The 14,158-nt window shown below is 53.7% G+C and carries 11 protein-coding genes; 6 read left to right on the plus strand and 5 right to left on the minus strand.

Features of this window, described 5'->3' with window-relative positions:
• Position 1 precedes the first annotated feature (1 nt).
• The 6 genes from CPZ25_RS08030 to CPZ25_RS08055 all read left to right on the plus strand — a co-directional run bounded on the left by CPZ25_RS08030 (position 2) and on the right by CPZ25_RS08055 (position 8,952).
• Complete coding sequence (locus CPZ25_RS08030; RefSeq protein WP_096920400.1) at positions 2-1,927, plus strand: hypothetical protein; 1,926 nt, start codon at positions 2-4, stop codon at positions 1,925-1,927.
• 18 nt (positions 1,928-1,945) lie between these two features.
• A complete protein-coding gene (locus tag CPZ25_RS08035) occupies positions 1,946-3,838 on the plus strand; it encodes an ATP-binding protein (protein ID WP_096920399.1) in 1,893 nt (630 codons plus the stop codon).
• A 76-nt stretch (positions 3,839-3,914) separates the two neighbouring features.
• Positions 3,915-4,604 (plus strand): response regulator transcription factor, encoded by a 690-nt coding sequence (locus CPZ25_RS08040; RefSeq protein ID WP_096920398.1) that lies wholly within the window; start codon positions 3,915-3,917, stop codon positions 4,602-4,604.
• On the plus strand, positions 4,604-5,854 hold the full coding sequence (locus CPZ25_RS08045) for a sensor histidine kinase (RefSeq protein WP_096920397.1): 1,251 nt from the start codon (positions 4,604-4,606) through the stop codon (positions 5,852-5,854). Before CPZ25_RS08040 ends, CPZ25_RS08045 begins: the two co-directional genes overlap by 1 nt.
• 69 nt (positions 5,855-5,923) lie before the next feature.
• On the plus strand, positions 5,924-6,607 hold the full coding sequence (locus CPZ25_RS08050) for an ABC transporter ATP-binding protein (protein WP_096920396.1): 684 nt from the start codon (positions 5,924-5,926) through the stop codon (positions 6,605-6,607).
• Positions 6,604-8,952 carry an ABC transporter permease gene (locus tag CPZ25_RS08055; protein WP_096920395.1) on the plus strand — a complete coding sequence of 783 codons (2,349 nt, stop codon included), beginning with the start codon at positions 6,604-6,606 and terminating at the stop codon, positions 8,950-8,952. Before CPZ25_RS08050 ends, CPZ25_RS08055 begins: the two co-directional genes overlap by 4 nt.
• A gap of 178 nt (positions 8,953-9,130) precedes the next feature.
• Here CPZ25_RS08055 and CPZ25_RS08060 read toward each other — a convergent pair whose 3' ends face one another.
• The 5 genes from CPZ25_RS08060 to CPZ25_RS08080 all read right to left on the minus strand — a co-directional run bounded on the left by CPZ25_RS08060 (position 9,131) and on the right by CPZ25_RS08080 (position 14,122).
• Positions 9,131-10,195, minus strand: a complete 1,065-nt coding sequence (locus CPZ25_RS08060) for a mandelate racemase/muconate lactonizing enzyme family protein (RefSeq protein ID WP_058693750.1) — start codon at positions 10,193-10,195, stop codon at positions 9,131-9,133.
• Positions 10,196-10,291: 96 nt separating this feature from the next.
• Complete coding sequence (locus tag CPZ25_RS08065) at positions 10,292-11,272, minus strand: ABC transporter ATP-binding protein (protein ID WP_038350713.1); 981 nt, start codon at positions 11,270-11,272, stop codon at positions 10,292-10,294.
• Positions 11,272-12,249, minus strand: coding sequence for an ABC transporter ATP-binding protein (locus tag CPZ25_RS08070; protein WP_058693748.1), 978 nt, complete (start codon positions 12,247-12,249; stop codon positions 11,272-11,274). Before CPZ25_RS08070 ends, CPZ25_RS08065 begins: the two co-directional genes overlap by 1 nt.
• Before the next feature lie 23 nt (positions 12,250-12,272).
• A complete protein-coding gene (locus CPZ25_RS08075) occupies positions 12,273-13,190 on the minus strand; it encodes an ABC transporter permease (protein ID WP_096920394.1) in 918 nt (305 codons plus the stop codon).
• Positions 13,190-14,122, minus strand: a complete 933-nt coding sequence (locus tag CPZ25_RS08080) for an ABC transporter permease (protein WP_058693746.1) — start codon at positions 14,120-14,122, stop codon at positions 13,190-13,192. The genes CPZ25_RS08075 and CPZ25_RS08080 overlap by 1 nt, the downstream gene beginning before the upstream one ends.
• Between the last annotated feature and the right edge of the window lie 36 nt (positions 14,123-14,158).

Consider the following 14,158-nt stretch of genomic DNA (forward strand, 5'->3'; position numbering starts at 1 on the left):
CATGCGCTCAAAACTGTTTTTTATTCTGGCCCTTCTGATGTTTCTGAGCCTGCCCAGCGTCAGGGCCCATGCCGAAACCACCGCCCCCGACCGCGTGGACAGCGCCGAAGCGCTGAGCCAGTGGCTGGACAGCCATAAGGAAAGCGGCGGCCAGGTGGCCCTGGACGCAGACATCGAGTGGGAGGGGTATTTCAAATTCCTGACCAAGGCCCCGGTGATCATCGACGCTGGCAGCTACAGCTTTCATCTCAACTATCGGTCTTATCTCGGTTTTTCCGGCCCGGTGACCATCAAGGGCTCCCCGCTGCCCGACGGCGTCCTCTTCGACGGCGAACAGAACGCCCAGCTCTCTCTGGATGATGGCGCCAGGGTTGTGGCAGAGGGCGACAACGTCACTGCGGTCCAGACCCGCTGGAGCCAGGGGTTGTCCACCTGTTTTGCGGATATTTGCGTCACGGGCCGCCAGGCCACCGCTGTCCGGCTGGCCGGGGGCGATCTCTCCCTCTCCTGTATCCGTCTCTACGCCAGCGGCGAAGGCGCCGCCTGTCTCGATGCCGGCGAGGGCACAGCCGACGTGTTTTTCTCGATTCTCAAGGCCACAGGGCCGGACGCCGTGTCTCTGCGCTCCGGGGCCGGCTCAGTGGTAGATACTGCGGCCTGCAGCCCAGAGCCAGAGGACGCTGTGCTCATCCCGGCCAGCCGTCACAAAATCGGGCTGTGGGTTGCCAACAGTGACTCCTTTTTCTATAAAAGCATCCAGGATACCGAACCCCTGCCCGGCCGCGTCGAAATAACCTTTGACAAGACCGAAAGCACCCCTGCGCGCAGTCTTTCACTGGACTGGACGCCTGAGACCACCCCGCCCGCTGTTCCGGGCAGCTACACGGTCACCAGCGTTCTGGAGCTTCCAGAGGATTTCACCGCTCTGCTCGGCGATTTTAAGCCCACTCTGTCCGTACAGATGGTGGACCCGTCCAGACCCTACCTGAAGCCCATTTACCAGCTCAACGCCGACGGCGTCTGCGCGATCCCTTATTTTAAGACCTTTAACTCCAAGGATCATCATGAAATCCTGTATCTCAGCGAGGACAACGGCAAAAGCTGGCACAGCGTCCCCTCCGACAGCGGCAAGGGAGACCGCTACATGAGCTATAACCACCTGTCCATCCAGTTTAAAAACTATTTTGAACCAGGCAAAACCTACCTCTTAAAAATGGAGGTAGAAAGCCCAGAAATCTCCGGAACCTCTAATATACTGGAGATCACCCTCTCCGATGACGGCAGTCTGGACATCTTTAGTTTTGACGGCGACCGGGATTTCTCCGACCGGGACGACAGCCACAGCGATGTCATACCTGTCTCGCCTGACACACCTATTGATACTGCCGCCGCTGACGGAGAAACCTACAGCAGCAGCGAAGTCATGGACATGGTAGAAGCCAATCCCGGCTATACCACCTTTTTCGGGGAAGGCATCCAGGCCTCTGTGGACTCACAGGCCCTCGCAGCTCTGATGCCCGGCGCGGACGATACGCTCACGGTCCAGCTGACCGCCCTGGGCGGCAGCCGCTACCGCGTCGCCTTTATCAAAAAAAGCGGCGAGGCTGTGACCTTTTCTGACCCCCCGCTGCTTGTAAGAATTAACATCGCGCTGCGTGAGAACGAGACGCCTGACCAGCTCAGCTTTAAAACCGAGGACGGCGCCGCCGCGGACATCGCCGCCTACAACAGCGAAACCGGACAGCTGGAGCTAAGGGTGAGCGTCCCCGGCGTTTACACCCTGTCCTCAGACTGGAGCGCGCCGGCCGCGCCAGCCGCCGCACTGCAGGCACCCTCGCCCGGGCCGATATGGATCGGGCTGGCTGTCCTGACTGCCATCTGCACCGCCGCCCTTATCATCGCGCGCCTGAAAAAAAGAACCGTCTGAGTTCCTCCGGAGGATTATGTGAAAACATCTGATTCACCCCGAAACTGGCTTTTCCTGGCGGCAGCCCTGCTGCTTGCCTTTCTGCTTTTTACTGCCAGCTATCGCTTTAACAATAAATACACTGCGTCTGCGCCCGAGGAAAACGGAAGCATTGTGCGCATCAGCGCAGCGGACCTTTCGGGCCGCCGCCCTGTCTTTCTGGCCAAAGGCTGGGAATTCTACCAATACCAGCTTCTGACTCCGGACAGCTTTGCCAACGCACAGCCCATTCCCAATGCCCGCATCACCATCGGACAGGTCCAGGGCTTCGATCTCGGCCACGGCAGTCCCCACGGGTCCGCCACCTACCGCCAGACCCTTGTGCTCGATACCGAGGCGGCAGACAAAGGACTGTTCCTTGAGCTGCCCGAAATCTATGGCTCCTATCAGCTCTATATCAACCGCCAGCTGGCCGCCGCCGGAGACGGCCGCCGTACCTCGGTTCAAAAAATCCGCCTGCCAGAGGACACCCGACAGGTCGAATTGCTGCTCGCTGTATCGGATTACCGCCATTTTTACAGCGGGCTTACCTACCCGCCTGCCCTTGGCACCGAGCATACCCTGAACCTGTTGTGGACTGCGCGTATTACCTACACGGCTTTCACCTGCTGTCTCGCCCTGCTGGCCGGCGTTTTTCTCCTGGTCCTCGGCCTTAAAACCCGGGGGCTGGCCGGATCGCTGCCCTTTGCCCTGCTCTGTCTTGCCTATATCGGGGCATCGAGCTACCCGGTGGTTCACATGCTGTCCCTCGGCGGCGATTACTGGTACAGCCTGGAGCACCTCTGCTATTACCTCCAGTTTCTGCTCATTATGCTAGTATGCGGCCGGCTGTCCGGCCTGTCCTCCAGAGTCCAGACTCCTGCTCTGGCATTGGCGGGCCTTGTCTGCGCCGCTGTCCTCGTCTATCCTCTCTGGCTCAACCGTTTTCCCCTGAAAAGCATGGCGGTTTTCAGCCTTCTCATCGACGTCTACAAATGGGGCACCGTTTTATACCTGGCTGTCCTTCTCATAATGCGCTTTCGCGAAATGCGCGGCGTGGACATCGCCCTGGGCTGCGGCGTGGCTGTCTTTGGAGCCAGCCTTGTCTGTGACCGCCTCTTTCCCCTGTACGAGCCCATTGTGGGCGGGTGGATGGTGGAAACCGCCGTATTCCTCTTTCTTCTCATCCTGTCGGGAGTGCTGCTGAACCGCAGTATCGACGCCCACCGCAGGCTTTACCAGCTGGAGGAGGAAAGCCGCTACACAAAGCTGAAGCTCCGCCTCGAGGAGGACCGCTATGCCGGGCTGCGGGAGCACATCGCGGCAACCTCCAGGCTCCGCCACGATCTGCGTCAGCATTACCGTCTTATGCAGCGCAGCCTGGAGCAGGGCGATTATGCACAGCTCAGCAACTATCTGGAGGCCTATGCCGGCGAGATTCCAGACGGCCCGGGCGGGCGCTACTGCGCACACCAGAGCGCAAATCTGATCATCGGCTATTACCTGGAGCAGGCTAAGGCACAGGGCATCCATACCCACTGCCGGGCCAGCCTGCCCGAGCAGCTGCCCTTTGGCGACACCGACCTCTGTGTGCTGCTGGGAAACGCCCTCGAAAACGCCCTTGAAGCCAGCTTACTGGTGAAAGAGCCCTTTCTCACACTGAATATCTCCATCCAGAACACCCGCTTTCTGGTGCTTCGCCTGTCCAACCGCTGCCTGCCGGATACAGCGCCATCGCCCGGCCGCTCCACCAAGGACGGGGACCATTCCGGCATCGGGTTATCCAGCATAAGTGCCATCGCAGCAAAATACCAGGGCTCTGCCCACTGCCAGGTTCAGGACAGCGTCTTTACCCTGTCGGTGATTCTTCACGCCGACAACGCCATTGGCTAGTCCGCACAATTTCATAAAGCAGTTGACCTCCCGTGTTATAATAAAAAATGATGACAGAACATGGGAGGTATTTTTTATGAACCGTATCCTTTTAGTTGAGGACGACACAAGCCTGATTGACGGGCTGGAATATACACTGATCAAAAATGGATTCGATGTCCACATTGCCCGGACCGTGCAGGATGCCCTGGCCCAATTCTCTGCGGAGACCTTTGATCTGCTTCTGCTGGACCTCACCCTGCCCGACGGCACCGGCTTTGATATCTGCCGCAGCGTCCGCAGGCACTCCGAGGTGCCAATCATTTTCCTGACCGCCTCCGACGAGGAGGTCAACATCGTCATGGGGCTGGACATTGGCGGGGATGATTACATCACCAAGCCCTTTAATCTGGGCGAGCTGGTGTCCAGAATAAAGGCCCTGCTGCGCCGGGCAGGAAAGCTCAGGTCTCCCGTCCTGGAAAGCCACGGTATCGCTGTGGATCTGCTGAGGGGCAGCGCCACTAAAAACGGTCAGTCTCTGGAGCTCACCGCTGTAGAGCAGCGCCTGCTGATCCTGTTTCTACAGAATCCCGGCATCGTGCTGAGCCGGAACTCCATTCTGGAACGTCTCTGGGACAGTCCGAGCGATTTTGTGGACGACAACACCCTCTCCGTCTATATAAGACGCCTGCGCAGCAAAATCGAGGATGATCCTAACCATCCCGCCCGGCTGCTCACTGTTCGGGGCATGGGCTACAAATGGCAGTCTGAAAGCCCTGGTGCCTGATGATGAACACGATTTTCAATAACAGAGATATCCGGCGTTTTTTTATCGCCCTGGGGATAACGGCCCTGGTTCTCCTGGTCGCAGGTCAGCTGGTCGCAGCTTCTCTCGCCGCCAGCACCCGGAACGCACTCTACACCCGAGACTCCGAGCTGGCCGGCGCGCTGCTTGATAAAGGACTGCCTGCCGCCGAGGTCGCAGCAGTCTTTACCAGGGACCCCGGCGCCGGGCAGGGAGAGGCCGGGGCAGCCCTGCTCAGAGAGGCTGGCTATACGACAGATACCCCTGCCGTTTACCTGCCTTTTTTATCCGCTTTCCGGCACAGCACCGCGCTCTCTCTGTTTGCCTTCGGCCTTGTCTTTGCACTCTCTGCCGCTGCGCTCTGCCTGCTGTATTTCCGTTCCCAGCAGCGGACTATCACTCAGGCCGAATGCCAGCTCAAAAGCTTTATGGCAGGCAGCACCGAAGCGCGGCTGGAAAGCGATGCAGATGGCAGCCTGTACAAGCTTTTTGCAGACATCAACAGCCTGGCCACCTCCCTCACCGCCCATCTGGATACAGAGAAAAAAGCAAAAGCCTTTCTCAAAGATACCCTCTCCGATATCTCTCACCAGCTGAAAACGCCGCTGGCCGCCCTGAGAATGTATAACGAGATTCTTCAGGAGGACGGCGCCGACCCCGAGGTGCTTTCCCGCTTCACCGCGAAGGTAAACGCCTCGCTCAGCCGCATGGAAACTCTGATTCAGAACCTTCTGAAGATCACCCGTCTAGATGCAGGCGCCATCACCCTTAAGCCTGCTCTCAGGCCCATTCAGGCCATGATGGACGAGCTGTCCCGCAGCTTTGAAACGCGGGCCAGACTCGAGCAGAAAGCCCTGAGCTTTTCGGGAAGCCCATCCGCCCGGCTTTTTTACGACCCTGACTGGCTCACCGAGGCGGTCAGCAATCTGATAAAAAACGCCCTTGACCATACCAGCGCTGGCGGATGGGTCTCAGTGAGCTGGGATGAAAGCGCAGCAGTCACCCGAATTACAGTCAAGGACAACGGCAGCGGCGTCCACCCTGAGGATATCCACCATATTTTCAAACGCTTTTACCGTAGCCGCTTCTCAAAGGATACCCAGGGCGCCGGGCTGGGGCTCCCCCTTGCCCTGGCCATCACCGAAGCTCATAAGGGCACGCTCTCGGTGGAGAGCAGCCCGGGACAGGGGGCTCTGTTTACCATGACCTTTTTAAAGATGACAAAATTGTAAGCTTTGGGACATCTGCCCGTAAGCTCACCATGTTATCCTGTTAGCAGATCAAGAAAGGCGGTAAACAACATGAACTTACTCACAGTAAAAAAACTGACAAAAATCTATGGGGACGGCGACGCCAGGGTAGAAGCCCTGAAGAACGTTTCCTTTAACATCACAAAGGGCGAATTTGTGGCAGTCGTAGGCGAATCCGGCTCTGGTAAAACCACATTGTTCAATACCCTCGGCGCTTTGGATACACCGACGAAGGGGCAGGTTTTTATCGACGGCAAGGATATCTTCTCCATGAAAGAGGAGCAGCTTACCATTTTCCGGAGACGCAGCATTGGTTTTATCTTCCAGTCCTACAACCTGATTCCTGAGCTGAGCGTTGAGCAGAACATCATCTTCCCCCTCCTGCTCGATTATCAAAAGCCAGATCAGGCCTATGTGGAGGAGCTTATGGCAGTTCTCGGGCTCAGGGAGCGCAGAAGCCATCTGCCGCGGCAGCTCTCCGGCGGGCAGCAGCAGCGTGTGGCCATCGGCAGGGCTCTGGTCACCCGTCCCATGCTCATTCTGGCCGATGAGCCCACCGGCAACCTGGACAGTCAAAACAGCCGCGAGGTGATTTCTCTGCTCAAATCGACCTCCAGACATTACCGGCAGACCATTCTGATGATCACCCACAACCCCTCTATCGCACAGCAGGCGGACCGGGTGCTTCAGGTTTCTGATGGTTTCCTCACCGATCTGGGAGGTGCCCAGCAATGAAAAGCTACCTCGACCTTGTCTCACAGTATGCGAGGGTGCACCGGAAGAAAAACCGGATCACCGTGCTCTGTATCACCATTGCGGTCTGCCTGGTCACTGCGATCTTCGGCATGGCCGATATGGCTGTCCGGGCCGAAGTCGACCGGGCCATCCGGGAGGACGGCAATTTTCACATCGCCATCAAGGATCTGGACGAGGCCACAGGCCAGATGATTGGTATCCGGCCCGACGTGGCGGTCTCCGGCTGGCTTATTGCTGCTTCAAGCGCAGAGCTGGACGGCAGAGCGTTAATGCTTCAGGGCAGCAGTGAGGCCCTGTCGGCTGAAATGGGGCTTACGGTAAACCAGGGGCACTTTCCCCAGACCGCGGACGAAGCCCTTGTGGACCTGCAGCTTCTTGATGCGCTTGGCCTGAGCATCGGTGACACCGTCACTACCGAGGCGGTTGGCGGCCCTCCGCTCACCTTTACCATCTGCGGTACCTTCAATGATTTTTCCTCCCTTAAGTCAAGAGACCGCCACGCCGCATTCTTCAATGAATCGGGGATAAAGCAGCGGCTTGATGGCCGGGATTCCCAGAAGGTCTACTACCTTCAATTCAAAAATCCCCTTGACATCCGCCCGGGTATCGAGGATATCCAGACCACCTACGGCCTATCCCAAGACCAGATTCAGGAAAACAAACGCCTCCTCGGGCTCTACGGCGTCAGCGGCGACCCTTACGCCTACTCCCTTTACGGCATCGCGCTGGTACTGTTTCTGCTAGTGCTGGTCGCAGGTACCATCATGATTTCCAGCAGCTTTAACATCAGTATTCTGGAGCGGACCCAGTTTTTCGGCCTGCTGCGCTGTCTGGGCGCCTCAAAGAAACAGATTCGCCGGTACGTGCGGCGGGAGAGCTTTGGCTTCAGCCTGCGGGGCATCCCAATGGGACTGCTTGCAGGCACTGTCATCATCTGGATTTCCTGCGCAGCGGTGGGGCATTTTAACCCGACCTTTTACGGAAATCTGCCTCTGTTTCAGATCAGCCCCATCGGCCTGGCCGCTGGTGTAATCGTCGGGCTTCTAACCGTCTTTCTGGCTGCCATGTCTCCCTGTAAAAAAGCGTCAAAGGTCTCTCCTTTAAACGCTGTTACCGGCAATATGGAAAGCAATCTGCCCAGGGTGCACAGGGCGGCAAAAACCAGCCGCCTGCCTGTGGATATCGCCATGGGGACCAGCCATGCTTTTGGAAACCGGAAGAATATGGCTTTGATGGCCGCTTCCTTTGCCATCAGCATCATTCTCTTTTTATCCTTCACGGTATTCATTGATTTTATGTCCCATGCCATGCGCCCCCTCAAACCCAACACACCAGACATCACAGTCGCACTGGAGGAAGAAGGCCTTTATCTGCCCGATGATCTGGCCGCAAGGCTTAATGAGGTTCCGGGAATCGAGCGGGTTTTTGGCCGTAAATACGCCCCACTTCCCGAAAGCAGCGGCCTGTCCGTCAGCCTTATCTCCTACGAGAATCAGCAGTTTGACTGGTCCGAAGCGCTCCTGGTGGACGGCAGCATTGACAGTGTCCGGGAAACACCTGATACTGTACTGGTCAGCTACGACAACCGCCAAAGCTGGAAAACTGGTGACACCATTACGCTGCAAACGCCCGGCGGCAGCAAAGCCGTCACAGTCGGCGGCGTGCTCTCCTCCCTGCCCTTTAACGCTGGCGAAAACGAAGCGATCCTCATCAGCTCAGAAAATACCTTTAACCACATCATGGGTAATCACGGCTACACTGTGATCGACCTGCAGGTAAATGAAGCTGCCGGCGATAAGACCCTGGACACAGTCAGCGCCCTTGCCGCAGCTGCGGAAAAAGCGCACAGCGGCACCCCAGGCTATGATATCACCGTAGCGGATTCCAGACAGAGCAATCAGGAGGCCCGCTCAGCCTTTTACACCATGTCCACCTTTGTGTACGGCTTTCTGTTTATCATTGCTCTGATCACTGTATTCAATATCATCAACAGCATGAACATCAGTGTTTCCAGCCGCATTAACCAGTACGGCGTCATGCGCGCTGTGGGGATGTCTGGCAGGCAGCTGGTGCGGATGGTCGCCTCAGAATCCGCCGCCTATGCCCTTGTTGGCTGTTTGGCCGGTACGGTTCTGGGCCTGCCCCTGCATGCCCTTCTGTATGACCGGATGATTACAATCCGCTGGGGCGATGCCTGGAGCCTGCCCTGGCTGCCCCTGGTCATCATCATCGGTTTGTCCTTAGCTACCACCTTCCTGTCCATCATCGGGCCAACCCAAAAAATCCGCCGTATGGACATTGTGGATGTCGTCAACGCGGAATGAAACAGGTGAAAGGTGGAAAGTGGAAAGTTTTGGTGCAAATTCGCCGTGCGAATTTGATCAGAAGCGGCCTGCGGCCACAATCTCAATCGCTTTTGCGCATACAAAAGGGTTTATACACCTTCCACCTTCAACTTTCAACTTTCAACTAAAAAAAGACCGGTCTCCCGGTCTTTTTCAATTATCTTTCCAGTCCCAAACCTGGTTTTTCGGGCATAATCATGGTCTTGCCATTTTCCATGATCACGCCGCCTTTTACAGCTACGTCGGTCAGGGTCAGGTGTGCGTCAAGGTCTGCTCTCGTAATGTTTTTCATGGCAGCGCCCAGGCTGGCAGCGGCGGTTACACCGATGTTGCTTTCTTCCGCCATACAGCCCAGCATGCATTCAACACCAGCCGCTTCAGCGATAGCGTTAATCTTAAGTGCTTCACGGATACCGCCGCACTTCATGAGCTTGATATTGATCAGGTCAACCGCGCGCATTTTGATGGCTCTCATGGCATCCTTTGAATTAAAGACGCTCTCATCACTCATAATCGGAATTGGAGAATGGGCGGTGACAAATGCCAGACCGTCAAAATCATGGTAAGGAACAGGCTGTTCGATCAGCTCGATGTCATAGTCCGCCAGCTTGTTGATCACAGAGATGGCTTCCTTTGGCGTCCAGCCCTGGTTAGCGTCCAGACGGATTTTAACATTTGGGCCCACTGCGTCTCGGATCGCTTTAACGCGCGCCACGTCTTCCTCCACAGTGGTGCCGACCTTTGTTTTAATGGTGTCAAAGCCTTCTGCCACATGGGTTTTTGCTTTTTCAGCCATATAAGCCGGGTCATTGATCCCAACCGTCATGTCGGTTTCAAAAGTATTGGAATTTCCGCCTAATACCTTGTATAAAGGCATGTTTGTGATTTTACCGATCAAATCATAGCAGGCGATGTCAATGGCTGTTTTAGCCGAAGGACAGTGCGCAATGGCGCGGTCCATAATCCAGTAGATTTTTTCAATATCCATCGGGTCACAGCCGATAATATCCTTTTCCATAATATGGATACCGGCTTCAATGCTTTCCAGGGTTTCGCCGCTGATCAGAACTGCTGCAGAACCTTCGCCAATTCCGACAAGGCCTTCATCGGTTTCAATCTCAACCAGAATCTGCTCCGCATGGGTGATAACTCCCAGTGAGATGCGGAAAGGTTCAACCAAAGGAATCTTGACACGTTTCGTATTGATTTTCGTAATTTTCATTTTAGATACTTTCTCCCTTTATTCTGTTAAAGTTCCTGTATGCAACGCAAAAGCCTGGGTTACCAGGCTTTTAACGCTTTATTTATATTGAGTGATTTACTTTCCCGGAAAATGGCAGGCGCACATATGGCCATTGCCTAAATCCTTGAGCTCAGGGGTGCATTCCTTACAAATCTGCTGCGCTTTGTAGCAGCGGGTATGGAAACAGCAGCCGCTCGGCGGATTAGCCGGGCTTGGCAGGTCGCCCTGAAGGATGATTTTCTCCCTCTTAGTCTTTTCAACCGTCGGGATAACCGACAGCAGTGCAATGGTATAAGGATGGGATGGATTATTGTAAAGCTCATCCTTTTCTGCGTACTCAACAACGTGACCAAGGTACATAACCGCAACCTTGTCAGAAATGTGGCGTACAACACTCAGGTCATGGGAAATGAACATAAAGGCGATTCCCATATGGTGCTGTAAGTCCTCCATCAGGTTAATGATCTGTGCCTGGATGGAAACATCAAGAGCGGATACAGGCTCATCACACACCAATAGCTTTGGCTGTAAGATGATTGCCCGGGCAATGCCGATTCTCTGGCGCTGTCCGCCTGAAAACTCGTGGGGATAGCGGCGGATATACTGGGTATTAAGCCCGACAAGGTCCATGATCTCAAGAACCTTTGCCTCACGCTCCTTGCTGTTCATATCCGTCTGGATTTCCAGAGGCTCACCGATAATTTCACCCACTGTCATTCTCGGATTCAGTGAAGCGTAAGGGTCCTGGAACATCATCTGAAATTCCTTGCGTTTTGCGCGCAGGGCCTTGCGGTCCAGGGTCATAATATCTTCACCCTCATAGATAATCTGGCCTTCAGTCGGCTCAATCAGACGTAGAACCGAGCGGCCCATAGTGGACTTACCACAGCCGGATTCCCCTACAATACCGAGGGTTTCACTGCGGTTGAGGGTAAAGCTGACGCCGTCCACCGCTTTGACAAAGGCTTTTTCCTTGCCGAATCCGCTGCCTTTGATGGGGAACCATTTTTTCAGGTCTTTAACTTCCAGCAACACATTGTTTTTTTCTTCTGCCATTAGTTTTCTTCCTCCCATCGATCGGTATATTTAAAGCAGCGTACCTGATGGCCGTCAAGGTCAACAAGCTCCGGACGTTCTTTGCGGCAAATATCCTTTGCGTACTCGCAGCGCGGACAGAACAGACAGCCCTCCGGCATATCGTTAAAGCTCGGCACCATCCCTTTGATGGTCGAAAGCTTTTCTTCTTGGCCGCCCAGCTTTGGAATACAGCTGATCAGGCCCTGGGTATAAGGGTGCAGCGGCTTTTCAAACACTGTGTCCACATCCGTGTACTCGACCACCTGGCCCGCGTACATAACCATAACGTTATCGGCAACCTCAGCGATAACCCCGAGGTCATGGGTAATCATCATAACCGCAGTCCCGGTTTTTTCCTTGAGCTCATTGATCAAATTGAGAATCTGAGCCTGGATGGTAACATCCAAAGCCGTTGTCGGTTCGTCACAAATCAAAAACTCAGGATTACAGGAGAGCGCCATGGCGATCATAACACGCTGGCGCATCCCGCCTGAAAACTCATGGGGATAGGAATTAAGACGCTTTTCGGCATCTGGGATCTTGACAAGATCCAGCATCTGAATCGCGCGTTCCCGGGCCTGTTCCTTGGTCATATCCTCATGAATCAAAACAGCTTCCATAATCTGCTGTCCAACCGTATAAACTGGATTCAGGGAGGTCATGGGTTCCTGGAAAATCATGGCGATTTCCTTGCCGCGGATTTTCCGCATCTCTTCCTTGTCTTTATTCAGCAGGTTTTCACCTTTAAAATCAATTTCACCGTTGACAATCTTCCCTGGCTTACCAATCAGCTGCATAATCGACATCGATGTGATACTTTTACCACAGCCAGACTCGCCTACAACCCCAAGTGTCTCGCCTTTATCTACAGAAAAACTAACACCATCAACAGATTTAACGACACCTTCATCGGTGTAGAAATAGGTTTTAAGGTCTTTTACTTCTAATAATTTCATGTCGTAATCACCGCTTTCTGATCTTAATTCTTCAACTTCGGATCAAGGGCGTCTCTGAGGCCGTCACCGAACATGTTAAAGGAAATTACCGTGATAATAATGGCGATCCCTGGGAAGATACTATACAGTGGATCACTGTTAATATATGGCTGCGCGTAGCTGATCATGGAACCCCAGCTCGGATCTGGCGGCTGGATACCAATACCGAGGAAGCTTAAGGACGCCTCGGTCAGAATCGCACTTGGAATACCAAGGGTTATCAGTACAATAATGGTTGAAATACAATTTGGAATCATGTGCTTCATGATAATGCGGAAACCGCTTCCGCCGCTGGCAATACAGGCTTCAACGAATTCCTTTTCCTTGAGCTGCATAACCTGCCCGCGGACCATTCTGGCTGTCTGCACCCAGTTGACAATCGCAAGAGCGATAAACAGACTGGTGAGGCCAGTACCAAGAGCAAACATGATCGCCATAGCCAACAGCAAGTCAGGGAATGCCGCGAAGATTTCCATGATTCTGGAAATGACTGTATCCACCTTACCGCCGTAATAGCCCGCCAGCGAGCCGAGGGTAACACCCAAAATTGTTGCGATAATCTGGGCAACAATCCCTGCTGAGAGGGATACGCGGGTACCGTAAATAACACGGGATAAAATATCACGGCCGTATTCATCGGTGCCGAATAGGTGCTCACCTGAAGGTGACTGAAGGGCAATGGCCAAATTCTGCTGATTTGGATCATATGGAGAAATAAGCGGAGCCAGAATTGCGACAAGCGCCAGAATAATAATGACTCCCATGCAAACCATGGCAACCTTATTTTTCTTCAGGCGGTTAAAGCTGTCCTTCCAGTAGCTTTTTGACTGGATGACAATCTCCTGTCCTGTCTTCTCCTCAGCATAGTTGTTTCGTTTATATCCAAGATTTGGTGTCTTCATTATTTTTTACCCTCCGTAACTCGAATTCTTGGGTCAATGAAAGCATAAGAAATATCGACCAGAAGGTTTACCAGTACAAAGGCAACGGCAACATAGAGCATGGCGCCACGCAAAAGCGGAAGGTCACGGTTGTTGAGGCTCGTAACCAGGATGTTACCAATTCCTGGAATTGTAAATACTTTTTCAATGAGCATGGAACCGCCAAGCATGTAGCCAAGCTGCGTCCCCAATAAGGTGACAATCGGAATCAAGGCGTTCTTGAAGGCATGCTTCCACATAACCACGCTTTCCTTTACCCCTTTCGCCCTCGCAGTACGGATGTAATCCTGTCCGATAACGTCCAGCATGCTCGTACGCGTGATACGGGCAATGGATGCGGCATACCGCGTTCCCAGTGCAATACTCGGCAGGATAAAATAAATGGGCGATGAAAACCCGGAAATCGGCAGTAAATCAAGCTGCAGGCCGAAGATAATCTGTAGAATAATGGCAACCCAGAAAGATGGTGCAGAAATTCCTACGATAGAGAGTGTCATTAATGTTGAATCCAGTGCCTTACCTCTGTAAATAGCAGCCAGCATTCCACAAGTCACCCCAATAATAACGGCAAAGACAAAAGAACATGCTGCTAACTGAAGCGTAATGAAAAAGCTGCGGGTTAATGTTTCCATAACCGGCTCTTTTGTGAAATAAGAAGTCCCCAAATCACCATGAAAAATCCCAACGAGAAAATCCCAATATTGTTGGAATAAAGGTTTGTCCAATCCTAGCGAATGACGCACTTGCTCAACAGTTGCAGGATCTGCACGTTTTTCAAGCATCAACGCAACAGGGTCACCGGGCAGCACATTCATCAATAAGAAGACAATAATACTGATAGCAAAAAGTACCAGCAATGTCTGCCCAAGTCTTTTTAGGATATATTTACCCAAACTGTTTTCCTCCTTTTTAATTTATAACCATTTAAA

Origin of the sequence: Eubacterium maltosivorans, from assembly GCF_002441855.2 — a bacterium.
GTDB classification, from domain to species: Bacteria; Bacillota; Clostridia; order Eubacteriales; family Eubacteriaceae; genus Eubacterium; species Eubacterium maltosivorans.

Excerpts from the sequence above, each read along its gene's own strand:
- CPZ25_RS08060 (WP_058693750.1), bottom strand. The coding sequence starts at position 10,195 with ATGAAAATTACGAAAATCAATACGAAACGTGTCAAGATTCCTTTGGTT.
- CPZ25_RS08030 (WP_096920400.1), top strand. The coding sequence starts at position 2 with ATGCGCTCAAAACTGTTTTTTATTCTGGCCCTTCTGATGTTTCTGAGC.
- CPZ25_RS08065 (WP_038350713.1), bottom strand. The coding sequence starts at position 11,272 with ATGGCAGAAGAAAAAAACAATGTGTTGCTGGAAGTTAAAGACCTGAAA.
- CPZ25_RS08050 (WP_096920396.1), top strand. The coding sequence starts at position 5,924 with ATGAACTTACTCACAGTAAAAAAACTGACAAAAATCTATGGGGACGGC.
- CPZ25_RS08070 (WP_058693748.1), bottom strand. The coding sequence starts at position 12,249 with ATGAAATTATTAGAAGTAAAAGACCTTAAAACCTATTTCTACACCGAT.
- CPZ25_RS08055 (WP_096920395.1), top strand. The coding sequence starts at position 6,604 with ATGAAAAGCTACCTCGACCTTGTCTCACAGTATGCGAGGGTGCACCGG.
- CPZ25_RS08040 (WP_096920398.1), top strand. The coding sequence starts at position 3,915 with ATGAACCGTATCCTTTTAGTTGAGGACGACACAAGCCTGATTGACGGG.
- CPZ25_RS08045 (WP_096920397.1), top strand. The coding sequence starts at position 4,604 with ATGATGAACACGATTTTCAATAACAGAGATATCCGGCGTTTTTTTATC.
- CPZ25_RS08075 (WP_096920394.1), bottom strand. The coding sequence starts at position 13,190 with ATGAAGACACCAAATCTTGGATATAAACGAAACAACTATGCTGAGGAG.